Origin of the sequence: Burkholderia sp. HI2714 (genome assembly GCF_002223085.1) — a bacterium.
In the GTDB taxonomy this organism is placed as follows: Bacteria; Pseudomonadota; Gammaproteobacteria; order Burkholderiales; family Burkholderiaceae; genus Burkholderia; species Burkholderia lata_D.
The window spans coordinates 532063-558051 of the sequence record NZ_NKFM01000053.1 but is presented as its reverse complement, the minus strand read 5'-3'; the positions used below and the strand labels follow the sequence as shown (position 1 = coordinate 558051).

Sequence of the window (25989 nt, the reverse complement as noted above, 5' to 3'; positions counted from 1 at the left end):
GCCTTGCAGCGCATGCAAACCTTATCGCGCCGGTCTCGCAAACGTTATCGTCTTTCGAATCCGGAAATGATCCGATTTAACTGTTCCCGTCTCTTTCTACATATTTGGCAAAACTAAACCGGATTGAGATAGATGCTGTGTTCTAATTTCATTTAGAATCAGCCGGTTATGTTTATTGAGAGAAAGGATGCGGAGGTAATACGGTCGCCAACGGGGAGAAATCGGCGTCCAAAACCCTGCAAGGCGGTGCCGACAGGCCAATTCGGCGGAATCAGGCGGTTTTTTCAACCGCTGGAATAAGATAGCGTCCCAAGTCTGATAAACAACTCCTATGAAAGAATCGATTGGAGAATCGGCGTTTGAAACTGTATTTATGAAAGAATCGAGCGGTGATAATGCCTCGGATTGTCTTGAATCGGGGTTATCGGTCCTTCTCGTCGACGATCAACCGTTCGTCGGCGAGGTGATCCGCCGCGCGCTGCGCAGCGAACATGACATCGACCTGCATGTGTGCACCGACGCGCACCGGGCGATGGCGGTCGCGCGCGACGTGAAGCCGACTGTCATCCTGCAGGATCTCGTGATGCCGGAGATCGACGGCCTCGATCTGGTCCGCGCGTGGCGCGCGGACGCCGGCACCGCTCGCGTGCCGATCATCGTGCTGTCCGCGAAGGAGGAGCCGATCGTCAAGCGCGAGGCGTTCATCGCCGGCGCGAACGACTATCTGGTGAAGCTTCCCGACGCGATGGAGCTGGCTGCCCGCATCCGCTATCACTCGAATTCTTACCTGATGTCCCGGCAGCGCGACGAGGCGCTCGATTTCCTGTCGCACGACATGCGTTCGCCGCAGACGTCGATCCTGGCGCTGCTCGATGTCTACCGGACCGAGCACGGCGAGATGCCGGCGATCATGGAGCGCATTGCCGGCCATGCGCGGCGCGCGCTCGCGCTGGCCGACGGCTTCATCCACCTGACCCGCGCGCAGTCCGAGCGCCGCGCGCACGAGGTCGTGAGTCTCAACGAGATCGTGCTCGACGCCGTCGACCAGCTGTGGGAGAAGGCGGCCGGGCTCGGCAGCCGGGTTGCCGCGCACGTGCCCGATACCGAATGCGTGACGATGGGCGACCGCATGATGCTGACGCGCGCGGTCGCGAACCTGATCGACAACGGGCTGAAGTACGGCCCGGCCGGCACGGACGTGCACTGCACGCTGGGCAGCGAGGACGGCGCCTGGCTGATCGGTGTCGAGGACACCGGCGCGGGAATCGCGCCGGAGCAGCGCACGGCCGCGACCGAATCGTTCGTGCAGCTCGAATCCGCGCATGGCGCGGCGCGCGGCGGCTTCGGCCTCGGGCTCGCGTTCGTCCGCGCGACGGCGGCGCGGCATCGCGGCCAGATCCTGATGCGCAATACGGCGCGCGGCTTCATGGTCGCGCTTCGGCTGCCGGCGCAAGCGGAGCGGTGATGTCGCGGCGCGGCCTGCCGGCGCCGCGCTGCCCGAGAGACCCTGATGTGCTCGTGGCGCGCCGTCCGGCGCGCAGGCGGGCGTGGATTTTTTCAACGCTGATTTTATAAAGCCCATAACGAACATGGCCACCGTGACGCCCCGCGCGACCAATGAAAGCCTGCATCCGACGATCGGCGCTGCCCGGCTGACGCTCGGCAATCGCATCCTGCTCAGCTTCGGCGTGCTGTTCGTGCTGATGCTGGTGACAGCCGGCGTGTCGTACGAGCGACTGCGCGCGATCAACGCCGAAGCCGTCAGCATCGAGCGCGACTCGCTGCCCGGCGTCTACCTCGCGTCGTCGCTGCGCGGTTCGGTCAACGAATCGTTCATGCTGCTGCAACGCGCGATCTTCGTCGACACCGGGCCCGACGCCACGCAGCACGATCTCGCGACGATCGCCGACGCGCTGAAGGAAGTCGAGTCGCTGTCGGTGGACTACCAGAACACGACGTTCCGCGACGACGACCGGCAGCGCTTCATGGCGTTCCGCGGCGCCTACGATCACTACGTGCCGTTGCTGAACGAAGCGGTGCAGAAGAGCCGCGCATCGCGCGACGAGGCCGTGGCCGCGTACGCGAAAGTGCAGCCCGCGTGGACCGAGGTCGTGCGCAACGCGAACGTGCTGGTGCAGGAGAACCGCAAGTTCGCGGAGCAGTCCGCGAAGCTGATCCGCGAATCCGTGCAGGACACCGAGGTCGTGCTCGTCGGCGCGCTGACGATCATGCTGCTGTCCGCGCTCGGACTCGGCTACCTGCTGTACCGCTCGGTCACCGTACCGATGGCGCGGCTCGTCGAGGTGCACGACGTGATGCGCACCGGCAACCTGACGCGTCGCCTCGACCTGCGCCGCCGCGACGAATTCGGCACGCTCGAGACGGGCTTCAACCGGATGGCCGACGAGCTGACCGAGCTCGTCGCACGCGCACAGCAATCGTCGCTGCAGGTGACGACGTCGGTGGCCGAGATCGCGGCGACGTCGCGCGAGCAGCAGGCGACCGCGAACGAAACCGCGGCGACGACGACCGAGATCGGCGCGACCTCGCGCGAGATCTTCGCGACGTCGCGCGACCTGCTGCGCACGATGAACGAGGTGGCCGGCGTGGCCGAGCAGTCGGCGACGCTCGCGGGCGTGAGCCAGAGCGGGCTCACGCGGATGGGCGAGACGATGCGCAGCGTGATGGACGCGGCCGGTTCGGTGAACGCGAAGCTCGCGATCCTCAACGAGAAGGCGCTGAACATCAACCAGGTGGTCGCGACGATCACCAAGGTGGCCGACCAGACCAACCTGCTGTCGCTGAACGCGGCGATCGAGGCCGAGAAGGCCGGCGAATACGGCCGCGGCTTCGCGGTCGTCGCGACCGAAATCCGCCGCCTCGCCGACCAGACGGCGGTGGCGACCTACGATATCGAGCAGACGGTGAAGGAAATCCAGTCGGCGGTGTCGGCGGGCGTGATGGGGATGGACAAGTTCTCCGAGGAAGTGCGCCGCGGGATGCTCGACGTGCAGCAGGTCGGCGGGCAGTTGTCGCAGATCATCGCCGAGGTGCAGACGCTCGCGCCGCGCTTCCAGATGGTCAACGAAGGGATGCAGACGCAGGCGAACGGCGCCGAGCAGATCACGCAGGCGCTGTCGCAACTGTCGGAGGCCGCGCAGCAGACGGCCGAATCGCTGCGCCAGTCGTCGCAGGCGATCGACGATCTGACGCTCGTCGCGAACCAGTTGCGCACCAGCGTGTCGCGCTTCAAGGTCGACGCGTGACGCGCGCCGACCCGCAGAACGGCGCCCACGCGCTGTTCCTGATGTTCGAGCTCGACGGCGGGCGCTATGCGCTCGACGCAGCCGGCATCGACGAGGTGCTGCCGCTCGCGGTCACGAAGGCCGTGCCCGGCGCACCCGAATGGATCGCCGGGCTGCTGATGCGCGGCGGCCAGCCGGTGCCGGTGATCGACGTGCCGATGCTGGCGCTCGGGCGCCGCGCGCATGCGCTGCGCTCGACGCGGCTCGTGATGGTCCGCTACCGCGCGGACGAAGCGGGCGGCGAGCGCACGATCGGGCTGATCGTCGAGCGTGCGACGCAGACGATGCGGATCGACCGCGCGGCGTTCCGGTCGAGCGGCATCTCGACCGCGCGCACGCGCTGGCTCGGGCCCGTCGCGAATACGCCCGATGGCGTCGTGCAGCAGGTATCGGTGTCCGACCTGGTCGACGACGTCGCGCGCCTGTATCTGTTCGACGGCCTGCCGGGCCACGGGGGAGAGTCCGCATGAAAGAGTTCGAATCGCGATTTCGCGGCTGGCTGCTGCGCGAGACCGGCATCGACCCCGATTCGCTCGGCAACGATTTCCTGACCCGCGCGCTGACGGAACGCGTGCACGCGCTGCAGGCGGACGGCGAGCGCCTGCCGTCGGCGGCGCGGCCGCCCGTCACGCAGGACGCGCTCGACGCCTACTGGCAGCAGCTCAACGCATCGGCCGACGAGCGGCGTGCGCTGATCGAGCTGTTCGTCGTGCCCGAGACGTGGTTCTTCCGCGACCGCGAGGCCTTCGCGACGCTCGCGCGGCTCGCGACGGAGCGGCTCGCCGCGCTGCCCGGCCGGGTGATCCGCGTGCTGAGCGCGCCGTGCTCGACGGGCGAGGAGCCGTATTCGGCGGCGATGGCGCTGCTCGACGCGGGGCTCGACCCGGCCAGCTTCACGATCGATGCGATCGACCTCAGCACGCGCGCGATCGAGCACGCGCGGCTCGGCTGCTACGGGCGCAATGCGTTCCGCGGCACCGCGACGGAGTTTCGCGCGCGGCACTTCACGCCGCACCGCGACGGCTGGCTGCTCGACGAGCGCGTGCGCGCGTGCGTGCAATTCAGTCAGGCGAACCTCGTCGAACCGGCCGTGGATACCGGCATTCGTTACGATTTCGTGTTCTGCCGCAACGTGCTGATCTACTTCGATCGCGACGCGCAGGATCGCGTGATCCGCTCGCTCGACGCGCGTCTGGCCGACGACGGCATGCTGTTCGTCGGGCCGGCCGAAACGGGCGTCGCGATGCGGCACGGGATGCGCTCGGCGCGCATGCCGCTGGCGTTCGCGTTTCATCGCGAGCCTGCCGGTGCGGCGACCGACGTATTCGCGGCCCGGCCGGCGGCGCCGCTGTCGGCGGCAGCGCCGTATCGGCGCGCGGACCGCTTCACGGTCGCGCCGCTCGCGGCGACGCGCTCGGTGCTGGCGGTCGCGCCGCCGGCCTGGCTCGGCGACACGCGTCAGCCGTTCGCGGCGCCGCCGCCGGCCATGAGTGCGGCCGCGTTCGACGCACGGCGCGACTTGCCGGTGACGGCGGCCGAACCCGCCGCGTCGCTCGCACCGGTTGCGGAGAGCGCCGCGCCGACGCTGGAAGATGCGCAGGCGCTGGCGAATGCCGGCGCGTTCGACGAGGCCGAGCGCGTGCTCGCGCAGTTCTCGGCGCGCGTCGGGCCGCATGCCGATGCGTTCTACTTGAACGGGCTGATCGCGGATGCGCGCGGACGCGCCGCGGAAGCCGGCGACTTCTACCGGAAGGCGCTGTACCTGCGGCCCACGCACCACGAAGCGCTGACCCATCTCGCGACGCTGCTCGACGTCGGCGGCGATCGTGCGGGCGCGCAATGGCTGCTCGAGCGCGCACGGCGCTCGGCCGGCTGACAAGACGATGGGTTGGGAACGACACCGCGATGACGAGAGGACTTCATGAACCGCGCCGCCGCTGCCATTGACGAGACGACGATCGACGTCGACGATTGCTGGAACCGGATCGGCACGCGCGGCGACCGCACGTGCGAGCGGCTGAACGACTGCCTGCGCTGCCTGAATTGCCCGGTGTACGCGTATCACGCGGCGAAGCTGCTCGAGCGCCCGCTCGACGGCGCCGAGATGGCCGACACCACGCGCCGGATGAGCGCACCCGGCGCGCCGCACGTGCACGACGCCGATGCCGATACGCACCACGCGGCGCTGGCGTTCCGCGTGGCCGACGAATGGCTCGCGCTGCCGATCGGCGTGCTGCGCGAGATCGCCGGTACGCGCCCGATCCATTCGCTGCCGCATCGCCGCCATTCGGCCGTGCGCGGCGTGGTCAACATCCGCGGCACGCTGCGCATCGCGATCTCGATCGGCGCGCTGCTCGGCCTCGATGCCGGCAAGGGTGGCAACGGCGGCAACGGCGGTGCCGATGGCCGCTTCACGCGGCTGCTGGTGGCGGCGCACCAGGGCGAGCCGGTCGTGTTCCCGGTCGACGAAGTCGAGGGCGTGCTGCGCTTCGGCGCCTCCGACTGGGTGCCCGTGCCGGCGACGGTCGGGCGCGCGAGCGCCGGCCTGTCGCGCGGCGTGCTGTCGTGGCGCGGCAAGTCGGTGGGCCTGCTCGACGACGACCGCCTGTTCGACGCAGTCACACGGAGCATGCGATGAGCGGCGATGACGACCTGAGCCACCTGTCGCTGCTCGAGCTGTATCGCGAGGAGACGCGCACGCAGACCCAGGCGCTGTCCGAGCGGCTGCTGGCGCTCGAATCGGGCGAACCCGATTCCGTCGCGCTCGAGGCATGCATGCGCGCCGCGCATTCGCTGAAGGGCGCCGCGCGCATCGTCGGCGTGCCGCTTGGCGTCGACATCGCGGGGCGGATGGAAGAGTGCTTCGTCGCCGCGCAGGCGGGCACGATCGCGCTGACGGCCACGCACGTCGACGTGCTGCTGGCGGGCGTCGATCTGCTGGTGCGCGTCGGCGATCCGCAGGGGCAGCCTGTCACGCAGACGGAGATCGACGTGTTCGCGGCGGCGCTGACCGGCGCCGACGGCGCACAGACGATGCAGGCGGTGGCCGCGGTCCCGCCGCCGGTGCCGCCGTCGGTCGTGCCGTATCGGGAGCACGAGGGCGCCGCGAACGAACCCGTCGGGGCCAGCGCCGCGGTGCCGCCGCTTGCCGTATCGGGCGGCGTGCCCGATACGGCTCAGGCGGGCCGCGTGGCCGGCGCCGGTGCGATGCGCCGCGTGCGTGCGGATACGCTGAACCGGCTGCTGAGCCTGTCCGGCGAATCGCTGGTCGAATCGCGCTGGCTCAAGCCGTTCGCCGAATCGATGCTGCGCGTGAAGCGCGCACAGCGCGACGCGGCCCGGTCGCTCGATTTGATGTACGAACAATTCGCCGACGATCTCGACGCGGGCATGCTCGCGTCGATGAACGAAGTGCGGCACATGCTCAACGACCTGCAGCGTTCGCTCGCTGAGCGCATGGACGAATTCGACCGCTTCGAGCGGCGCAGCACGCATATCGCCGAGCAGTTGTACGACGAAGCGCTGCAGTGCCGGATGCGGCCGTTCGGCGACGCGACACGCGCGTATCCGCGCATCGTCCGCGATCTCGCGCGCTCGCTCGGCAAGCAGGTACGTTTCTCGATCGTCGGCGAGGGCACGCAGGTCGACCGCGACATCCTCGACCTGCTCGACGCGCCGCTCGGCCACCTGCTGCGCAACGCGATCGATCACGGTGTCGATTCGCCGGACGCACGGCGTGCGCGCGGCAAGCCGGCCGAGGCGAGCGTGACGCTGGAGGCGCGCCACAGCGCCGGCTCGCTGCTGGTCAGCGTGATCGACGACGGGCCCGGCGTCGACATGGACGCGCTGCGCGCGGCCGTCGTGCGCCAGCGCCTGACCGACGACGAGACGGCCGCGCGGCTGTCCGATCCGGAACTGCTCGAATTCCTGCTGCTGCCGGGTTTCTCGATGCGCGATGCGGTGACCGACGTGTCGGGCCGCGGCGTCGGGCTCGATGCGGTGCAGGAGATGGTGCGCGGCGTGCGCGGTGCGGTGCGGATCTTCAACGAGCCGGGCGCGGGCATGCGTTTCGTGCTGCAGTTGCCGCTCACACTGTCGGTGATCCGCAGCCTGCTCGTCGAAGTGGGCGGCGAGCCGTATGCGTTTCCGCTCGCGCACGTGCGCCGCACGCTCGAACTCGCGCACGACGATATCGACGTGCTCGAAGGGCAGCCGCATTTCCCGTTCGACGGCCGGCGCGCGGGCCTCGTCGCCGCGCACCAGCTGCTCGACGCGGGCGAGCCCGACGTCGCGCGCACGAGCACGGCGGTCGTGGTCGTCGGCGCGGAGCCCGAGTTGTACGGCGTCGCGGTCGACCGCTTCCTCGGCGAGCGGATGCTCGTCGTGCAGCCGCTCGACAGCCGCCTGCACAAGATCCAGAACATCGCGGCCGGCGCGTTGCTCGAGAACGGCGACCCGGTGCTGATCGTCGACGTCGAGGACCTGATCCGCTCGGTCGACAAGCTCGTGCGCGGCGGGCAGCTCGCGCGGCTCACGCGTGATCCGCAACTCGCGCTCGCCGACCGGCGCCGCCGCGTGCTCGTCGTCGACGATTCGCTGACGGTGCGCGAGCTCGAACGCAAGCTGCTGGAAAAGCGCGGCTACGACGTGACGGTCGCGGTCGACGGGATGGAAGGCTGGAACGCGGTGCGCAGCGATGCGTTCGATCTCGTCGTCACGGACGTCGACATGCCGCGCATGGACGGCATCGAGCTCGTCACGCTGATCAAGGGCGATCCGATGCTCAAGCGCTTGCCGGTGATGATCGTGTCCTACAAGGATCGCGACGAGGATCGCCGTCGCGGGCTCGATGCGGGCGCCGACTACTACCTCGCGAAGAGCAGCTTCCACGACGAGGCGTTGCTCGACGCCGTGCACGACCTGATCGGGGACGCGCGCGGTTGACGTCCTCCACCGCCTAAAGGCGGCGGATTCCCACACCTGGCGATGCACGTCCGCATCGGAGAATGTTCAGCGCAGCGTTGATATCACGATCATGCTCGACACCACAGTCACTGCAGGCCCATTCTCTTATTCTCAGTCCTGCGATACCTTTCGGCCGCGCCGTGCTGTCTTTCGATCCGCACGCCGAACAGGACTGGGTCGAACCGCTTTCGTCGACTTCCTCAAACGTGACTCCGTGCGCGATCGCTTTGTAGCGGAGCTTGTTTCGGAAGGACGACCAGGACGCGTCGTAGACGCTCTTCGCCATCCTGGTTCTGGCGAGTTTTGCGGCCGACACGTTGCCGACCGCGATGTAATCGAAACGCCGCACCAGATCGAGTGCCAGCTTGTGCTGGAAATCGGCACGCGCATTCGCGACCTTGGCGTGCAGCTTCGCGATATGCCTTTTGTGCTTTCGCGCCTGCTGCGCTTTCGCGAGCTTCTCGGCCGCGCATCGACCGAACCGATCGTTAGGCAGTCTCTCGCCGGTCGAAAGTGTGGCGAAGTCTTTCAGGCCGAGATCGATGCCAACGCCAGAACGGATCGCTCGAGCCTGAACATCGGGCACCTCGATCACGATGTTGAGAAACCAGTTGCCGCGTGCATCCTGCGCAAAGTTGGTTCCGTCCTTGATCTTGCCTCCGGGAAGCGGTCGACTGTTGAACACGCGAAACGTGTTGCCGGCAAAGCGAAACGCTTCGCCTTCGCGCTTCAGGTCACGGCCCTTCAGCGGCATCCAGCCCAGCGATTTTCTGCCGCGATAGCGCAGGTAAGGGCGTCGGTGTTGGCTGCGCGACTTCGCATATTGCTCGCACGTCGCGTTGATCGTGCCGGAGTGGATGCCGAGTTCCTTGCTGCTCCCCGTCGTCAGCACGTTCAGATCAAACCCGGTCGGCCACTTCTTGCTCCACTTGAGCGCGTGCTTCTGCGTGTCATTGCAGAAGTTCCAGACGTAGTTCACCGCACGGCTCTGCTTGTTGAGCAGTCCGTTGAGCGACTTCACGCGGTAGCGGTAGACAAGGATCATGCCGGTGATCCTAACCCGTCGAAGAAGCTGCCTGTCAACAGCATTCCTTTCCTTCCCGCCATCAATGGCGGGGTTTCTCGGAGCAAATTCTGATGAACATCGGCATCGTCAACGACCTGCCGCTGGCCGTGGAGGCGCTGCGCCGCGTGATCGCGCTGCGCACGGACCATCGCGTGCTGTGGGTCGCGACCGACGGCGACGAGGCGGTGGATTTCTGCGTCGCGCATCCGCCCGACGTGGTGCTGATGGATCTCGTGATGCCGAAGGTCGACGGCGTCGCCGCGACGCGCCGGATCATGGCGCGCGCGCCGTGCGCGATCCTGATCGTGACGGCGAGCGTCAGCGCGAACACGTCGTCGGTGTACGAGGCGATGGGCGCCGGCGCGCTCGACGCGGTTGATACGCCGACGCTCGCGCTCGGGCTGTCGACCGATGCGTCGCCGCAGGCGCTGCTCGCGAAGATCGACCAGATCGGCCGGCTGCTCGAAAGCCGCAGCGCGGCGCTCGTGCCGCCGGGGCCGACGCCCGCGCGCGGACAGCCGACGCTCGTCGCGATCGGTGCGTCGGCGGGCGGCCCGACCGCGCTCACCGCGCTGCTGCGCGCGCTGCCGGCCGATTTTCCGGCCGCGATCGTGATCGTCCAGCACGTCGACCAGGCCTTCGCGTACGGGATGGCCGAATGGCTCGACGGCTATACGCGGCTGCCGGTGCGCGTCGCGCGGCAAGGCAGCATGCCGCAGGCCGGCGAGGTGCTGCTCGCGGCGACCAACGATCACCTGGCCCTGTCGCCGCGCGGGGTGCTCGGCTATACGCGGTATCCGGTCGAGACGCCGTACCGGCCGTCGATCGACGTGTTCTTCAACAGCGTCGCCGACGGCTGGCAGGGCGAGGCGTTCGGCGTGCTGCTGACGGGCATGGGGCGCGACGGCGCGCTCGGCCTGAAGGCGATGCGCGCGAAGGGCTGCTACACGATCGCGCAGGACGAGGCGACCAGCGCCGTCTACGGGATGCCGAAGGCGGCCGCGGCGATCGGCGCGGCGTCGGCGATCCTGCCGCTCGAGCGGATCGCGCCCCAGCTGATCTCGCGCATCACGCGCCCGCTGCGCGACTGACGGCGTCCTGGGGGCGGGCGATGCTGTCCCGTGGCCGCATTGCGGGCGGTGAGCAGCGTCGCGTACAATGGCGGCCAGCGGAGATGGCATGCCTCCCAGCGGTCGTATTCGGCGCGTTGCGCTCGGTGCGGCCCTCAACCGCCGGTCAGCCCGGCTGATGATGCCTGCGTGTTCCTGGGTCGTCAGGAGGTCGCAGGCCGTCCATGCGGGTTTCTGCCGCCCAGGTTTTGATGTTCCGTCGAATCTGGAAATCATGTTTTTCACGACTTCTGCCGATCTTCTCGCGACCGTGCGCTATGTATGCCGCTGGCTCGCGCTCTCGGCCCTGCTCGGCACGCTGGCCGGCACGGCTTCCGCCCTGTTTCTGATCGCGCTCGACTGGGCGACCGGCACGCGCGTCGCGCATCCGTGGCTGCTGTGGGGGCTGCCGGCCGCCGGTTTCGCGACCGGCTGGATCTACCATCGCTTCGGCCAGTCCGTCGCGCGCGGCAACAACCTGCTGATCGACGAGATTCACGATCCGAAGGCGCTGGTGCCGAAGCGGATGGCGCCGCTCGTGCTCGTCGCGACCGTCGTCACGCACCTGTTCGGCGGCTCGGCCGGCCGCGAGGGCACGGCCGTGCAGATGGGCGGCGCGCTCGCCGATCGCGTCACGCAGGTGTTCCGTCTCGATCGCGAACATCGCCGCGTGCTGCTGATGGGCGGCATCGCGGCCGGTTTCGCATCGGTGTTCGGCACGCCGCTCGCGGGCGCCGTGTTCGGGCTCGAGGTGCTCGCGATCGGGCGCGTGCGGTACGACGCGCTGCTGACCTGCGTTGCATCGGCGATCGTCGCGGACGTCGTCTGCCGCGCGTGGGGTGTGCATCACACGGCCTATGCGATTCCGTTCGTGCCGGCCGTGTCGGCGACGGGGCTGGCCGTGACGGTCGTCGCGGGCATGGCGTTCGGCGTGGTCGGGCGCTTGTTCGCGTTTGCGACGCATGCGTTAACCGCGTGGTTCAGGCGAGCCGTCCGCTATGCGCCGCTGCAGCCGGTGCTCGGTGGCCTGCTGGTCGCCGCGGCCGCGACCGCGCTGAACGTGCCGCAATATCTCGGCCTCGGCATCCCGACGATCGAGGCTGCGTTTCATGGTCCGCTGCCGCTCTACGATTTCGCGGGCAAGTTCGCGTTCACCGTCGTCACGCTCGCGTCGGGGTTCAAGGGCGGCGAAGTGACGCCGCTGTTCTACATCGGCGCGACGCTCGGCAACGCGCTCGGCCAGGTGCTGGCATTGCCGGTGCCCGTGCTCGCGGGGCTCGGTTTCGTCGCGGTGTTCGCTGGCGCGGCCAATACGCCGATCGCGTCGACGATCATGGCGATCGAACTGTTCGGCGCGGATATCGGCGTGTATGCGATCGTCGCGTGTGTCGTTGCGTATCTGTTCTCGGGGCATGCGGGGATTTATCGCGCGCAGCGGGTGGCGGTGGGGAAGGGCGGGCAGGCAGAAGCGGAGTGATGCGGGCGCAGAAGGCAGGTTCGTCGCGGTTCCTCCGGGAACGTGACGCATGCGATGTCGGAGGGAGAGCGTGTCGTTGCTGGTACATCTGATCGGGCCGGGCGGCGCCGGCAAGACCACGGTCGGGGCGATCGTCGCGGCACGCCTGAACTGGCGGTTCGTCGACGTGGATCAATGCTTCCTGGCCGCGCACGGGAACATCGCCGACTTCATCCGGGACCGCGGCTATGTCGAGTACGCTTCGCACAACATCCGGCTGTACGAGCAACTCAAGCGCGGCATGTCGGCGCCCACGATCTGCGCGGCTTCGTTCGGTTTCATGCTGTATCCGGCCGATGTCGCGGCGGCCTATCCCGCGCTTCGCCATTGCATCGAGGAGGACCGGTTCACCCCGCTCCTGTTGCCTTCGTTCGATCTCGAACGCTGCGCGAAACTGATCGTGGGCCGGCAAATGTCCCGGTCGTATCTGAATGCGAATGAAGCCGACGAGATGCGCAAGATCCGCGATCGGTTCTCCGCGTTCATGCGCTTGAACTGCAGGCGGTTTGCGAGCGACGGCCCACCCGAACACGTGGCGGCCGACATCGAACGCTTTATCGTGGCGTCGATGCCATCGAGTGAAGGCCGTCCGGATCCGGTCGCGGGCGGGCGGCCAATCCCGGGGCTTCGGCGACGGACCTGAAACACCCGCTCCGTTACTGCTTCGGCAGCCGCGCGACATGCCGCGCCAGCAGTTCCTCGATATCGATGCCTTTTTCCGCCAGCAACGCGGTGACGACGCCGTTCAGTTCGCCGAGCGTTTCCTTGACCGCTTCCCGGATCGTATCGACGACCACCTGCGTGCTGCGCTCGATCTCGATGTTGACCGTGTCGTTGACGCCCTTCGCGTCGAAGGTCGTCGCGCGGCGCGTTTCGGGAATCAGCCAGACATCGAACCAGCCTTCGTCGCGGTTGACGTCGGACACCGTCAGGCTGCAGCCGTTGATCGCGATATAGCCCTTCGCGAACACGTAGCGCTTGAACGCCTCCGGCACGCCGATGCGCACCATCCGGTTGTGTTCGGACATTGCGATGTGCCGGATGGTCCCGGTGAAATCCACGTGGCCGGACAACGGATGACCGCCGATCTCCGCGCCGTCCTTCGCGGCACGCTCGACGTTGATCCGGGCGCCGGTCGTCAGGTCGGCCAGCGTGGTGATGCGCAGGCTCGGCAGCATCACGTCGAAGTCGATCAGCTGCGGCGAATGGATGGTCGTCACTGTCAGGCAGACGCCGTCGACCGACACGCTGGCGCCGATCTCGATATCGTCGGTAAAGCGCTCCGGGAATTCGATGCTGAAGGTTCTCAGTTCCCCGTGATCGGCGATGCGCTTGATGCTGGCAACGCCCTGGACAATTCCTGTAAACATGGTCGATCCCTAGTCGCAAATTTCCTGGTCGACATGATAAGGGATACCGGAAAAGGGCACTCCTCGGCACGCGGCGCCGGGGCGGCAGGCCTGACGCGCGGACGTAAAAAAGGCCGCGCACCTGGCACGGCCTCGATCCGGATCCGTTTACTGACGCGCGCCGGCGGCGATGACCGCGCCGCCGGCGCGCATTGCGACACGCTTGCGTCACACCTCGGCCGGCTCCCCCAGCGGCCCGGCTTCATCGTCCGCCGTGCGCCGCGGCGAATCGGCGAGCCCCTTCGCCAGCTCCAGCGCCTGCCGCTCGAACAGCCGGCGATAGATGCCGCCGTCGATCCGGATCAGCGCGTCGTGGCTGCCTTCCTCGATCACCTTGCCGCGATCGAGCACCAGCAGCCGGTCGAGCGCACGCACGGTCGACAGCCGGTGCGCGACCACGAGCGTCGTGCGACCGACCATCAGTCGCTCCATCGCCTGCTGGATCAGCAGCTCGCTTTCGCTGTCGAGGCTCGACGTCGCTTCGTCGAGGATCAGGATCGGCGCATCGGCGAGGAACGCGCGTGCAATCGCGACCCGCTGGCGCTCGCCGCCCGACAGCTTGATCCCGCGTTCGCCGACGAGCGTGTCATAGCCGTCCGGCAGCGCGGCGATGAAGTCGTGCGCGCTGGCGAGCCGCGCGGCGCGCTCGATGTCGGCGCGGCTTGCATCGGGGCGCGCATACGCGATGTTCTCCGCCAGCGTGCGGTGGAACAGCACGGGCTCCTGCTGGACGATCGCGATCTGGCTGCGCAGCGAATCCTGCCTTACCTGCGCGATGTCCTGGCCGTCGATCGTGATGCGGCCGCCCGACACGTCGTACAGGCGCTGGATCAGCTTGATGAACGTCGTCTTGCCCGACCCCGAATGGCCGACGAGGCCCACGCGCTCGCCGGGTGCGATCCGCATCGAGAAGTCGTCGTACAGCGGCACCGGATGGTTGCCGTAGCGGAACGTCACGTGCTCGAAGCGGATCTCGCCTTGCCCGATCCGGATCGCCGGCGCGCCGGGACGATCGTCGATGCCGAGCGGTTGGCGTTCGAGCGCGACGAGTTCCTCCATGTCGTTCACCGAGCGCTGCAGGTTGCGGATGTGCATGCCGACGTCGCGCAGGTAGCCCTGCAGCATGAAGAACATCGTCAGCGCGAACGCGATGTCGCCGACGCTCGCCTCGTCGTTCGCCCACAGCCGCAGCGCGACGCCGATCATCGCGGCCTGCATCGCAACGAGCATCGCGCCCTGCAACCCGCCGTTCAACGTGCCGCGCACCCACGTGCGGCGCGTGCGCTGCCGCCACTTGCCGATCACGCGTGCGAGCCGCGCTTCCTCGCGCGTTTCCGCGCCGAATGCCTTGACGACCGCGTTGCAGCTCACGGCGTCGGCGAGCGCGCCGCCCATGCGCGTGTCCCACAGGTTGCCGAGCCGCGCGGCCGGCGCGACGATGCCGAGCGACACCGCCACCGTCACCGTGATGTACAGCAGCGAACCCGCGCCGACGACGAGCCCCATCACGGGCCAGTGCGTGCCGAGCAGCACGGTGGCGCCGACGAGCATCGTGACCGACGGCAGCAGCGCGATCAGCACGGTGTCGTTCAGCAGGTCGAGCGCCCAGATCCCGCGCGTGATCTTGCGCACGGTCGAGCCCGCGAAGCTGTTCGCATGCCAGTCGGTCGAGAAGCGCTGCACGCGATGGAACGACGCGGCCGCGATCTCGCTCATCATCTTCAACGTGAGCGTGATGATGTTCAGGTAGACGCCTTGGCGCAGCACCGTCGCGCCGAGCCCGAGCGCGGCGAGCGTGCCGAACGCGACGAGCGCCGCATGCCACGCGGCGGCGCGGTCGGTCAGGCCGGTCGACAGCGCGTCGACGAGGCGGCCGGCGAACAGTGGCGTGAGCACGTCGGCGAGCGCGGCGAGCAGCGCAAGGCTCGCGACCGTGGCGGTGCGCGCCGGCTGCTTGCGCCAGTAACGGAAGGTGAAGCCGAAGACGGCCTGGAATGCCTGGCCGCCCAGATGGGAGGTTTTTCTGGTCATTTATCGTTGCCCGGCGCATCGCGCGACGGGACTTTCCGGTTCGGAGAACATCGAAAACGCAACAGCCGGGCCGCGCGAAACGCGCGGGCGGAAAACGAAACGGGCTGTCGGGAAACGGCGCGGCTGACGGGTTAGCGAAAAACTCGGGAGCCGGCGCGGACGGCGGGCTGGATCAGCTACGCCGTGGGACCACGTTCGGGAAGGTTGCTGGCATTCGGAACATCTGCACCTCCCCTGAAGTGAACGGTTGAAAGGACGCCGAAAAGACGTGAAAAGATTCTATCAGCAGTGTCGGGCACGCCGCAACGTCTGATGAATGCGGCGTTGCAGCGTCGATACGGTTAGTATTCGGGTTTTTGGCCCTTCTTTTGCGGGCCAGCCACAATGCGGCAGCGCAAGGGCCGGCACGCGCATCGATTACACTTCGGCGTTTGCGGCGCATGCCGCCGCGGCCCTCGCAGATTCACCACGATACATTCCTGAGGAAACGATGAGCGACGTTCAGCAAGGCATCCTGACCCCGATCGATACGGCGGCCCGATACCTCACTTTCACGATTTCGAATGACGGCAATGTGGCAGCGGCGCTGGCCGCGCTGCGCGAGATCGTCGACGGACGCGACACGGTGGTCGGGTTCGGGCATGCGCTGGCGGCGTACCTCGGGCACCCGGTGCCGGGCCTGACCGAATACCCGGCGTTCGCGGTGAAGGACCGCACGCTGCCGGCGACGCCGGCCGACGTGTGGGTCTGGCTGCGCGGCGACGACCGCGGCGAGATCGTGCTGCGCGCGCGGGCGATCGAACGCGCGCTGGCGCCGGCGTTTGCGTTGCAGGATGCGGTGGACGGTTTCCGCTATTCGAACGATCGCGACCTGTCCGGCTACGAGGACGGCACGGAGAACCCGGAAGGCGACGAAGCGGTGGCCGCGGCGATCGTGACGGGGCAGGGTGCGGGGCTCGACGGGGCGAGCTTCGTCGCGGTCCAGCAATGGCTGCACGACTTCGACCAGATGGAGCGCATTCCGTCGGGCGACATGGACAACATCATCGGGCGCCGCCGCTCGGACAACGAAGAACTCGACGACGCACCCGAGTTCGCGCACGTGAAGCGCACCGCGCAGGAAAGCTTCGAGCCCGAGGCATTCATGCTGCGTCGCTCGTCGCCGTGGTCGGACGCGCGTCGCGCGGGCCTCTATTTCGTCGCGTTCGGCTGCTCGTTCCGCGCATTCGACGTGCAGATGCGCCGGATGAGCGGCGCGGAAGACGGGATCGTCGACGGTCTGTTCCGCTTCACGCGGCCGCTGACGGGCGCGTATTTCTGGTGCCCGCCGCTGAAGGACGGCAAGCTCGACCTGTCCGCGCTCGGGCTGTAAACGCCTGACGGGTTCGACGAAACGGGGGGCCGCGCATCGTGCGCGGCCCCCCGTTTCTTTTTGCGCGGTGATCGTGTGCCGTGTGCTTTCGTGCGTGGCGTGTCAGTTCAACGTCGTGTCGATCCGCGTGCCGCGCTTGATGAACTGCGTGACCGGCGTTTTCTCGCAGATTTCGGCGAGGCGCTGGCGTTGCGCATCGTCGAGCGGGCCGTCGAGCGTCACGACGCGGCGCACGTATTGCGTGCCGTCGCGATCGGCATGCAGCTCGGTGCGCACGTCGATGCGCGTGGCCGGCCACGTCTTGCGCTGCATATACATGCGCAGCGTCGCGGCCGTGCATTGCGCGAGGCCGGCCAGCACGAACTCGTACGGCGCCGGCCCGCGATCCTGGCCGCCTTCGCGGGGCGCTTCGTCGCCGGTCAACGCGTGCGTGCCGGCCTGCAGCTGGACGACGTAGTCGGGCGCATCGGCGTCGAGGACGGCGGCGGCATGGATGAGCGACATGGCAAGTCTCCGGTCAGCGGAAAGTGGGAAAAGAGAAGAGGGTGACGCGCAGCCGTCAGCATACCGCCCCGATCGGGACGGCGTGCGCCGGGCGGCTATGCGTCGGTGACGCTGGCGCTGCTGCGCACGAGCGCGGCGATACGTTCGCGCACCCACTGGTGCGCGCGATCGGCGTCGCGCGATTCGTGCCAGTACGCGAGGAGCGGGAACGGCTTGAGCCGCAACGGCAGCGGCCGCACGACGATCGGCAGCAGCGCGGCCATCCGCAACGCATAGGTGTGCGGCAGCGTGACCAGCAGGTTGCCGGTCGCGGCGATCTGGCACGCGGCGAAATAGTGCTGGCAGGTGAGCCGGATATCGCGGAAGCGGCCGTCGTTGCCGAGCAGCACGTCGAGCGATTGCGGCTCGCCGAGCGACGACACCGCGACGTGCTGCGCCGCGAAATAATCGCCGCGCCGCAGCGGTTCGTGCGCAAGCGGATGATCGCCGCGCAGCGCGACGACGAGCGAATCGTCGAGCAGGTGTTCGGTGGCGATGCGCGGGCCGGTCGGCACGCGGCGATCGACGGCGAGATCGAGATTGCCCGATGCGAGTTCGCGCTCGATGTCGGCCACCGCGATGCGGCGGCTCACGAGCCGCAGGCCGGGCGCTTCGTCGGCGAACGCGGCGACGATCCGCGGCAGCGCGATCGATTCGAGCACGTCGCGAATGCCGACCGCGATGCTCAGGTCGAGCGTCGCGGGATCGAATCCCGACGGTGCGCGCGCGGTGCCTTGCAGGCCCTTCAGGTGCAGCTGGACGTCCGCGATGATCGACCGCGTGCGTTCGGTTGCGACGACGCGGTTGCCCTGCCGCACGAACAGCGGATCGTCGAAATGCGCGCGCAGCCGGTTGAGCGCATGCGTGACGGCCGGCTGCGTGAGATGCAGCGCGCGGGCGGCCGCGCCGATGCCGCCATGCACGTAGACGGCGTCGAGCACGCGAAACAGGTTCAGGTCGAGACGGTGATCGGCGGGCACGGGGCGCGGGGGGCGTGGTGAAGGGTGGACCGATTCTAAAGGATGCGTAGGCATTGGATAGGCGGGCATTCCTCCGTGGCGATCGATGGCACGGGATAAGAATCAATATCGTTTGTGCCGATATTCGGTTGTGCATTTATCCGGATATCCGACGCAATAAGTCGTAATGAAATGCGCGGATTGCGACATACACAATCGCAATAATGGGCGATATCGGCCCGGGCAATTCCACACCGGGCCGCCAGCAAACCGCGACAGCCTGTAGTAATCCGCCATCATGCTGTCCACGTCGGCCATTTCGCGCCAAAGGCGCGACCCGTTCGGCTAAGATGCCGTCGCTTCATATTTCGGGATAGCCGTCCTGTCGCACGCATTCAAACCAAATATAAGCCTGACAGTTCGACGGTATTAGAAGAAGTCGAACAAGTCGGGGGCTTGGCCAGTGAATGCAGCAGATCAGAGATGGGTCGTTATCTATTTGAGTACGGGATTTTCGTTGGCCCAGGCCGCGCGTCTTGGCGAGGCTTTCAACCTGGCGAATCGCCTGCACGCACACAGTGCCGACTACCAGTTGAAGTACGTATCCGAAAGCGGGGGGCTGTTGCAGTCGTCCTCCGGCGTGAGCATCGCGGCCGATCCGCTCGGTGACGAGCACGGCCGCCGCGCGCTCGCGTTCTTTCATCTTCACGGTGACCGCGCGACCGTCAACTGGGACGACGCATTGCAGCGTCGCCTCTCCGACATTCGCCGCCATGCGCGCTGGATCGTCGACGGGATGGACCTGCCCACGCTCGCGGCCATGCAGCGTCCGTCGACGGCGATCGAAGGGCGGCCCGGCCGGGGCGGGCGACGGGTCGCCACGACGGTCGAGCTGCAGGCCGGCGAAACCGACGTGTTCGCCGCCGTGCTCGACATGTTCCGCGTCGAGCTCGGCGACATCGCCGCGCAGGAGATCGCCAGCAACCTGCTGCGGCCGGTCGAGCAGCGCTATACGCAGTCGATGTGGGCCTTTCGCGAGCTGAGCGCGAGCCCGTCGATCCGGATGTCGGCGCAGCGGCTGCGCGCGCAGAGCGTGAACCGCATCTCGATCGCGAACGCGGCCCAGGCCGCCGCGATGAGCGAGCGCAACTTCCTGCGGCGCTTCAAGAAGGAAATCGGCGTGACGCCGACCGAGTTCGTCCAGCACGTGCGGCTCGAGCGCGCCTGCCACATGCTGGTCCACACGACGCTGCCGGCGGATAAGGTCGCGCGCCGCACCGGGTTCGGCAGCGGCGAGCGGCTCGCGAAGCTGTTTCGCCAGCGCATGCTGATGTCGCCGACCGAATTCCGCGTCACCGAGCGCGAAAGGATCCTCACGCGTGGCGTGAGGCAGGCCGATGCGGGCGAGGGGGCCGGCGACGGCACCGAGGGGCATCGCGCCGCGTGAGAGGCCACGCGGGAGAAAATCGGGCGGATACCCGTAGAATCGTCCTGTCCCGATCTCGAGCCCCGGTTTCCATGTCCTTCCTCCCCACCACCGCCACCGCCCCTTTTTGCCCGTCGGAAGTAAAGGGCAGCATCACGATCGATGCCGGCGCGCCGCGCTGGCAGAAGCTCAAGCGCTTCTTCGGCCCCGGCCTGCTGGTCGCGATCGGCTACATGGATCCCGGCAACTGGGCGACCGACATCCAGGCCGGCTCGCAGTTCGGCTATTCGCTGCTGTGGGTCGTCGCGTTCTCGAGCCTCGCGGCGATCTTCCTGCAGATGCTCGCAGCGCGGCTCGGCCTCGTCGCCGGCCGGGATCTCGCGCAGGCCAGCTACGACCGCTACGGCCGGTTCGGCCGCATCGTGCAGTGGGTGACCGCCGAAGTGTCGATCATCGCGTGCGACATCGCGGAAGTCCTCGGCTGCGCGCTCGCGTTCAAGCTGCTGCTCGGCGTGCCGCTCGCGTGGGGGATCGTGCTGACCGCGCTCGACACGGTGATCGTGCTCGGCCTGCAGGGCAAGGGGTTCCGGCAGATCGAGGCGATCGTGCTCGCGCTGATCGCGACGATGGCGTTCTGCTTCGTCGCGCAGGTCGCGATCACGCCGCCCGACTGGCACGCGGTGGTCGGCGGGCTGGTGCCGGGCGATCCGGGCCACGACCGCAAGGACGCGATCGTGCTCGCGCTCGGCATCGTCGGCGCGACGATCATGCCGCACAACCTGTACCTGCATTCGTCGGTCGTGCAGACGCGGCACGTGGTCGGCGGCACGCGCGGCGTGATCCGCGACACGCTCGCGCTGGTGCGCATCGATACCTGCGTGTCGCTGTTCGTCGCGATGCTCGTCAACGCGGCGATCCTGGTCGTCGCGGGCGCGGCGTTCCATGCGACGGGCCTGCACAACGTGACCGACATCGAGCAGGCCTACAAGCTGATTACGCCGATCGCGGGTGGCGCGGCCGCGCTGTTGTTCGGCATCGCGCTGCTCGCGTCGGGGCAGAGCTCGACGCTGACCGGCACGATCGCCGGCCAGGTGATCATGGACGGCTTCCTGCGCACGAAGATCCCGTGCTACCAGCGCCGGCTGATCACGCGCGGGCTCGCACTCGTGCCGGCGCTGATCGGCGTGCTGTGGCTTGGCGACAGCTCGGTGGGGCAGCTGCTGGTGTGGAGCCAGGTGCTGTTGAGCCTGCAGCTGCCGTTCGCGATGTGGCCGCTGATCCGCTCGGTCAGCGATCGCAACACGATGGGCGAGCACACGATCGGGCGCGGGATGCAGATTGCCGCGTGGGCGTTGTTCGCCGTCATCACCGGCACGAACCTGCTGCTGATTACCGGTGTCGCGGGCTGATACAGCCTGTCACAGGCTGACACAGCCGCGAGGCGCGCATGCGGTAAACTGCGGCCTTTCGATCGTCGTCCGAAGTCCGTTATGTGGAGTGAAATCAGCAACATCGGCGATGCCGCGCTGACCTTGCCGATCGCGCTGACATGCGCGGCGTGGCTCGCGCTGACCGACTGGCGCCTCGCCGTCCGCTGGGGCGTGCTGCTCGCCGCCGGCATGGGCCTCGTCGGCGCCACCAAGATCCTGTATGCCGGGTGCGGCATCGAGCTGCCACAATTCGATTTCCGCGTGATCAGCGGCCATACGATGCTGTCGACGTCCGTGTGGACCGTCGCGCTGTCGATGCTGTGGCAGGCGTTCCAGCCGGGCAAGGCGCCCGGCATCGCGGCCGGACTGGCCGCCGGCGCGATCACGGCCGTCGCGCGCGTGTTCGATCATTCGCACACCGTTCCGGAAGTGATCGTCGGCTGGATGCTCGGCGCGCTGGTCGCGCTGGTGTTCCTGCGCGGCTACGACAGTGCGCGGCAGCGTGCATTCTCGCCGCGCGTCGCGGCCGTCTGCCTGCTGCTCGTGTCGGGCATCGCGTACGGGCACCGTGCACCGTTCCAGCAGATGATCGACACCCATTCGCCGCAACTCTGCGCGTTCGTGCGCGCGCCGTCGGGCGACGGGTTCTGACTTTCGCCCATGGCGGGCGCTTCGGCGCCGCCTGCTTGTCGCGTTCTCGTCGTCGCCTTCAGTATCTGACGCAGATGAAGCGTGCGCTGTCGTCGTTTCGCGGATTCGACAGCGATGCAATCGCCGCGGTACCGGCCGACGCGTCGACGCCGGGAAGGGCCGCGTCACGCGGACGGCTCCGAGGTGCATCCGCTCGACGCGCTGCTTGGTTCGTCGATCGAATGGGATCCGCATCGATCGGTCGGCGATTTTGCATCGACTGTGATTCTCAAGCGGCGCTGGAAGCGAATCGGATTCGCGGACGACGGAGAATGGCATCTCGCCGCGTTCAATGTTGCCTCGCAGGTGTGAGCGGCTCGCGACGGGTATCAGGTATATTCAGCGGGTTCTTGTCCACACGGTATCCGTTCAATGGAATCAGGACGCAAGACAGTGAGCGTCGTCGCGCCCGCAGGTGTGCCCGATCCGCAAGGAATCGAGCGCGGCATCGCGCTCGTCGAAAGCTGGGGCTTCAAGGTCACGACGAGCGCTCATCTCGGCAGCCGGTACCGCTATTTCGCCGGTACCGCCGAGGAGCGCGCGGACGATCTGCGGCGCGCCTTGATGGATCCGTCAATCGATATCGTCTGGCTCGCGCGAGGGGGATTCGGTTGCGCGCATCTGCTCGAGCACCTGCCCGACGAGATTGCGACGCCGAAGACGATCGTCGGTTTTTCCGACGCGACGTCGCTATTCTGCGCGCTTGCAGACCGGTCCGGCGTGCGCTTGTTGCATGGTCCGACATTCCACAGCCTGGCAACCAAGGTTGACGACGCGACGCGTGCCGACATGCGCGCCGTGCTGACCGGTGGCGAACGCGCCCCGCTGAGCCTGCGGCATTTGTCCGGCGCCGCTGATGCAGTGCGCGGACGTCTGTGCGGCGGCAACGTGACGGTGCTCGCGAGCGTCGCGGGTACACGCTGGTCGCTTCGCTCACGCGACGCGATCGTACTGCTGGAGGACGTGACGGAATTCGGCTACCGGCTCGACCGCAGCCTGACGCAACTGCGTCTGAGCGGCGCGTTCGACGGTGCCCGCGCGTTCGTGCTCGGGCAATTCACGCGCTGCCCCATCCCGGACGGCGCGGATTTCACGCTCGAGCAGATGCTTGTCGACGTGCTGGGCGGCTTCGGCCTGCCGATCTACTCGGGTCTGCCGATCGGACATGAACGCCGCAACATCACTTGGCAATACGGCAATCAGGCTGCCATCGAGAACAGCGCGATCCGGTTCGTCGGGTAGCGTCGAATCCTGAAGGACAGGGACGCGAATTCAAAGCCGGTTGTCCCGGGCACAGGCGCAAGGGCCGGTGCCCGGTCGAATTCCAAGGTCATGAACGATACCTATGACCGGGCATAACGAATATTCATTTCATCGATTGGCGGCATTCGCGTACGCTGGCTGTCGTTCAACCGCGGGCGGGCTGCCCGGCCGGTCCGGCGTGTACCGCATTCACCTCGATATACTCGTGGAAACCGTGCGCTGCGTCGTCATGTCGGCGCACCGGTAGCCGGCACACGTCGGCTGGAAAATGCACGGACACCCCGTCTCGGCAGCGTTCCGCGACGACGATTCACGACAGGAGCAGGTCACATGACAATCGTTTCTCCGCGCCTTGCCGGCAAGTGCGCATACATAACGGGCGCCGCGGGCGGCCTCGGCCGCGCGATCGCGCGCCGGATGGTCGAGCAGGGCGCACGCGTGTTCGTGACCGACATCGCCGACGCGGCGGTGCTCGACGCGTTCGCGCAGGAACTCAACGCGGGCCACGCGACGCCGGTCGCGTTCGCCGCGACGCAGGACGTGCGTGACGAAGCGCGCTGGCAGGCGCTGCTCGCGCAGGCGGTCGATGCGATGGGCGGGCTGTCGGTGCTCGTCAACAACGCGGGCGTCGGCTCGATCGGCTCGCCCGCGCAGATCGAGCTGGACGAATGGCGGCGCGTGATGGCGATCAACGTCGAGAGCATCGTGCTCGGCTGCAAGCATGCGCTGTCGTATCTGGCCGAAAGCCACCCCGCGTCGATCATCAATATCTCGTCGGTCGCCGCGTTCAAGGTCGAGCCGGATTTCACCGCGTACAACGCGTCGAAGGCGGCGGTCGCGTCGCTGACGAAGTCGGTCGCGATCGACTGCGCGCGCCGCGAGATTGACGTGCGCTGCAACTCGATTCACCCGGCGTTCATCCGCACGGGGATCGTCGAGCCGCTGTTCCAGTCGCTCGGCGAACGCGACGCGACGCGCAAGCTCGCGCGCGGCATCCCGCTGCGCCGGCTCGGCGAGCCGGACGACGTCGCGCATGCGGCCGTGTATCTCGCGTCCGACGAAAGCCGCTTCGTGACGGCCGCCGAACTCGTGATCGACGGCGGCATGTGCGCGGTCTGACGCGCATCCCGAACAACTACGACCGGAGGAGAACATCGTGTCCACACCCGTGAACCGCCAACTGCTGCTGAAGACGCGCCCGGAAGGGCGGGTCGGCCGCGAACACTTTTCGCTCGTCGAGACGCCGGTGCCGGCGCTTGCCGACGGCGAGGTGCTCGTGCGCGTGCTTTACCTGTCGATGGACCCGACCAACCGCGTGTGGATGAGCGACGTGCCGCAGTACCTGCCACCCGTCGCGATCGGCGAGGTGATGCGCGCGCTCGGCATCGGGCGCGTGGTGGCGTCGCGACATGCGGGGTTCGCGGAAGGCGATCTCGTGCAGGGGCTCGTCGGCTGGCAGGACTACGCGGTCGTGCCGGCCGACCAGGCCGCGCAGCTCGTGAAGCTGCCCGCGGAGTCGGGCCTGCCGCTGCCGACGCTGCTCGGCGCGTGCGGGATGAGCGGGCTGACCGCGTACTATGGGCTGACGGACATCACGCCGGTGCAACCGGGCGAGACGCTCGTGGTATCGGCAGCGGCCGGCTCGGTCGGCTCGATCGCGGGGCAGATCGGCAAGATCCACGGCGCACGCGTGGTCGGCATCGCGGGCGGCGCGGACAAGTGCCGCTACCTGACCGAGACGCTCGGCTTCGACGCGGCCGTCGACTACAAGGCCGACGATTTCCGCCAGCAACTGAAGGCGGCGACGCCGGACGGCGTGCACGTGAACTTCGAAAATGTCGGCGGCGAGGTGATGCGCGCGGTGCTGTCGCGGATGGTGATCGGCGGGCGTGTCGCGCTGTGCGGCGTGATCTCGAACTACAACAGCGGGCGCGCGGCGGACGATGTCGGTGTGCTGATCTCGAAGCGGCTGACGATGCGCGGTTTCCTGATCCTCGACTATCGCAAGAGCCGTGAAGCCGTGCAGACGCTCGCGGGCTGGCTGCGCGACGGCCGGCTCAAGGCCGAGGAGACGGTTGCGGACGGTCTCGAGAACGCGCCTGACGTGCTGAATCGCCTGTTCGACGGCGACCATCGCGGCAAGCTCGTGCTGCGCGTCGATCCCGGCGCGTGACCGGCCCGCCGCGCAGCGTGCGATGCCGTTCGTACGCTGTTGCGAGCGGGTGTCGAACGCGGTGCGTTCAAACGACCGGGCTTTAGTTTCGGACTAGTCCCATATCTTGTCCGGACGTCTCTCCCTAAAGTGATTGCCAGCAGACAGGCGGCGTGACCGACGCGTCACGCCGCCTTTTTTTCTGGTCACGGCAGAGGAGAGGGAACATGCGAAACGACGCGAAGCGGGCGGCATCGGTGGCGAGGCGCAATCGAACGGTGCGGTGGGCCGGTGCCGTGCGGAAGACCGCGATCGGGCTGGGCGTGGCGTTCGCGATGTCGAATGCGGTGGCGGCCGGGCATGTCGCGTCGGACGGCATCGTGCGGTTCGCGGGTGCGCTCGTCGATCTCTACGACGTGACGCTCGACGCGCGCTCGGGCGAGGTGGTCGAAGGTCGAGCGGTGGCGAACGGCGGGGCGGCGGCAACGCTGCGGTTTGATGCCCATGGCCGGCGTTTGCCGGGCGCCCATGTGGCGCTGGTCGGGCCCGACGGTGCGCCGTTCTCGCCCGATGTCGCTTCGCGTGTGCGTGCAACGTGGCGCGATGCGCACGACGATCGAAGCGTGCCGCTGGTATCGGGCCGCACGTATCGCGTGGGCCCGTATGGCGGCGTGATGACGCTGGCGGCGGATGAAGAAACGGGCGCCGAGGCGCCCGTCGTGATCCGCATTCGCCATCCGTGACGGCGCGTGC

At 67.8% G+C, this 25989-nt stretch carries 23 protein-coding genes, 1 pseudogene and 1 riboswitch; of the genes and pseudogenes, 19 read left to right on the top strand and 5 right to left on the bottom strand.

The genetic code is table 11. The annotated features are described in order from the left end of the window. Positions 1-331: 331 nt before the first annotated feature. The 6 genes from CFB82_RS29285 (at position 332) to CFB82_RS29255 (ending at position 8249) form a co-directional block, all read left to right on the top strand. Positions 332-1465: a hybrid sensor histidine kinase/response regulator gene (locus tag CFB82_RS29285; RefSeq protein WP_069251012.1), complete on the top strand. Its 1134-nt coding sequence runs from the start codon at positions 332-334 to the stop codon at positions 1463-1465. A 124-nt stretch (positions 1466-1589) separates the two neighbouring features. Beyond that, complete coding sequence (locus CFB82_RS29275; protein WP_089447290.1) at positions 1590-3266, top strand: methyl-accepting chemotaxis protein; 1677 nt, start codon at positions 1590-1592, stop codon at positions 3264-3266. After that, positions 3263-3775: a chemotaxis protein CheW gene (locus CFB82_RS29270; RefSeq protein ID WP_089447291.1), complete on the top strand. Its 513-nt coding sequence runs from the start codon at positions 3263-3265 to the stop codon at positions 3773-3775. Before CFB82_RS29275 ends, CFB82_RS29270 begins: the two co-directional genes overlap by 4 nt. Next, positions 3772-5181, top strand: coding sequence for a CheR family methyltransferase (locus tag CFB82_RS29265; protein ID WP_089486282.1), 1410 nt, complete (start codon positions 3772-3774; stop codon positions 5179-5181). The genes CFB82_RS29270 and CFB82_RS29265 overlap by 4 nt, the downstream gene beginning before the upstream one ends. Positions 5182-5226: 45 nt before the next feature. Beyond that, the gene (locus tag CFB82_RS29260; RefSeq protein WP_089486281.1) at positions 5227-5943 is read left to right on the top strand and encodes a chemotaxis protein CheW; all 717 of its coding nucleotides are present in this window, start codon (positions 5227-5229) and stop codon (positions 5941-5943) included. Beyond that, positions 5940-8249, top strand: a complete 2310-nt coding sequence (locus CFB82_RS29255) for a hybrid sensor histidine kinase/response regulator (RefSeq protein WP_089486280.1) — start codon at positions 5940-5942, stop codon at positions 8247-8249. Before CFB82_RS29260 ends, CFB82_RS29255 begins: the two co-directional genes overlap by 4 nt. Before the next feature lie 13 nt (positions 8250-8262). On the opposite strand, the gene CFB82_RS29250 is transcribed toward CFB82_RS29255, so the two are convergent. Beyond that, positions 8263-9315, bottom strand: coding sequence for an RNA-guided endonuclease InsQ/TnpB family protein (locus CFB82_RS29250; protein WP_089486279.1), 1053 nt, complete (start codon positions 9313-9315; stop codon positions 8263-8265). Positions 9316-9407: 92 nt separating this feature from the next. Here CFB82_RS29250 and CFB82_RS29245 point away from each other — a divergent pair, with 92 nt between their 5' ends. From CFB82_RS29245 to CFB82_RS29235, 3 genes are all read left to right on the top strand, one after another. Then, entirely contained in the window at positions 9408-10427 is a 1020-nt protein-coding gene (locus CFB82_RS29245; RefSeq protein WP_089447296.1) for a chemotaxis response regulator protein-glutamate methylesterase, read from the top strand. 70 nt (positions 10428-10497) lie between these two features. Continuing rightward, positions 10498-10601, top strand: a riboswitch (Fluoride riboswitch). A gap of 79 nt (positions 10602-10680) precedes the next feature. Continuing rightward, positions 10681-11922: a voltage-gated chloride channel family protein gene (locus tag CFB82_RS29240; RefSeq protein WP_089486278.1), complete on the top strand. Its 1242-nt coding sequence runs from the start codon at positions 10681-10683 to the stop codon at positions 11920-11922. A gap of 70 nt (positions 11923-11992) precedes the next feature. Next, entirely contained in the window at positions 11993-12604 is a 612-nt protein-coding gene (locus CFB82_RS29235; RefSeq protein ID WP_256990511.1) for a shikimate kinase, read from the top strand. 13 nt (positions 12605-12617) lie between these two features. Here CFB82_RS29235 and CFB82_RS29230 read toward each other — a convergent pair whose 3' ends face one another. Continuing rightward, positions 12618-13331, bottom strand: a complete 714-nt coding sequence (locus tag CFB82_RS29230; RefSeq protein WP_089486276.1) for a riboflavin synthase subunit alpha — start codon at positions 13329-13331, stop codon at positions 12618-12620. A 207-nt stretch (positions 13332-13538) separates the two neighbouring features. Further along, positions 13539-15401: an ABC transporter ATP-binding protein gene (locus CFB82_RS29225; protein WP_089486275.1), complete on the bottom strand. Its 1863-nt coding sequence runs from the start codon at positions 15399-15401 to the stop codon at positions 13539-13541. Positions 15402-15891: 490 nt separating this feature from the next. Between CFB82_RS29225 and CFB82_RS29215 the strand changes: the two genes are divergently transcribed. Then, positions 15892-16773: a Dyp-type peroxidase gene (locus tag CFB82_RS29215; protein ID WP_089447301.1), complete on the top strand. Its 882-nt coding sequence runs from the start codon at positions 15892-15894 to the stop codon at positions 16771-16773. A gap of 102 nt (positions 16774-16875) precedes the next feature. On the opposite strand, the gene CFB82_RS29210 is transcribed toward CFB82_RS29215, so the two are convergent. Continuing rightward, positions 16876-17277 (bottom strand): OsmC family protein, encoded by a 402-nt coding sequence (locus CFB82_RS29210; protein WP_089486274.1) that lies wholly within the window; start codon positions 17275-17277, stop codon positions 16876-16878. A 95-nt stretch (positions 17278-17372) separates the two neighbouring features. After that, on the bottom strand, positions 17373-18296 hold the full coding sequence (locus CFB82_RS29205; RefSeq protein ID WP_089486273.1) for a LysR family transcriptional regulator: 924 nt from the start codon (positions 18294-18296) through the stop codon (positions 17373-17375). Positions 18297-18792: 496 nt separating this feature from the next. Between CFB82_RS29205 and CFB82_RS29200 the strand changes: the two genes are divergently transcribed. From CFB82_RS29200 to CFB82_RS29160, 9 genes and pseudogenes are all read left to right on the top strand, one after another. After that, positions 18793-19722, top strand: a complete 930-nt coding sequence (locus CFB82_RS29200; RefSeq protein WP_373558855.1) for a helix-turn-helix domain-containing protein — start codon at positions 18793-18795, stop codon at positions 19720-19722. Positions 19723-19728: 6 nt separating this feature from the next. Then, positions 19729-19845: pseudogene (locus CFB82_RS44620) on the top strand (helix-turn-helix domain-containing protein); the annotation flags it as partial. Then, on the top strand, positions 19794-21110 hold the full coding sequence (locus tag CFB82_RS29195) for an Nramp family divalent metal transporter (RefSeq protein ID WP_089486272.1): 1317 nt from the start codon (positions 19794-19796) through the stop codon (positions 21108-21110). The pseudogene CFB82_RS44620 and the gene CFB82_RS29195, both read left to right, overlap by 52 nt. Positions 21111-21191: 81 nt before the next feature. After that, complete coding sequence (locus CFB82_RS29190; RefSeq protein WP_089486271.1) at positions 21192-21782, top strand: phosphatase PAP2 family protein; 591 nt, start codon at positions 21192-21194, stop codon at positions 21780-21782. A gap of 183 nt (positions 21783-21965) precedes the next feature. Further along, entirely contained in the window at positions 21966-22133 is a 168-nt protein-coding gene (locus CFB82_RS43430; protein WP_174947296.1) for a hypothetical protein, read from the top strand. 60 nt (positions 22134-22193) lie between these two features. After that, on the top strand, positions 22194-23063 hold the full coding sequence (locus tag CFB82_RS29180; RefSeq protein WP_089486269.1) for a S66 peptidase family protein: 870 nt from the start codon (positions 22194-22196) through the stop codon (positions 23061-23063). Positions 23064-23414: 351 nt separating this feature from the next. Continuing rightward, on the top strand, positions 23415-24203 hold the full coding sequence (locus tag CFB82_RS29170) for an SDR family oxidoreductase (protein ID WP_069251028.1): 789 nt from the start codon (positions 23415-23417) through the stop codon (positions 24201-24203). Positions 24204-24240: 37 nt separating this feature from the next. Continuing rightward, on the top strand, positions 24241-25257 hold the full coding sequence (locus CFB82_RS29165; protein ID WP_089486268.1) for an NADP-dependent oxidoreductase: 1017 nt from the start codon (positions 24241-24243) through the stop codon (positions 25255-25257). A 206-nt stretch (positions 25258-25463) separates the two neighbouring features. Continuing rightward, entirely contained in the window at positions 25464-25979 is a 516-nt protein-coding gene (locus CFB82_RS29160; RefSeq protein ID WP_089486267.1) for a thioesterase, read from the top strand. Positions 25980-25989 lie beyond the last annotated feature (10 nt).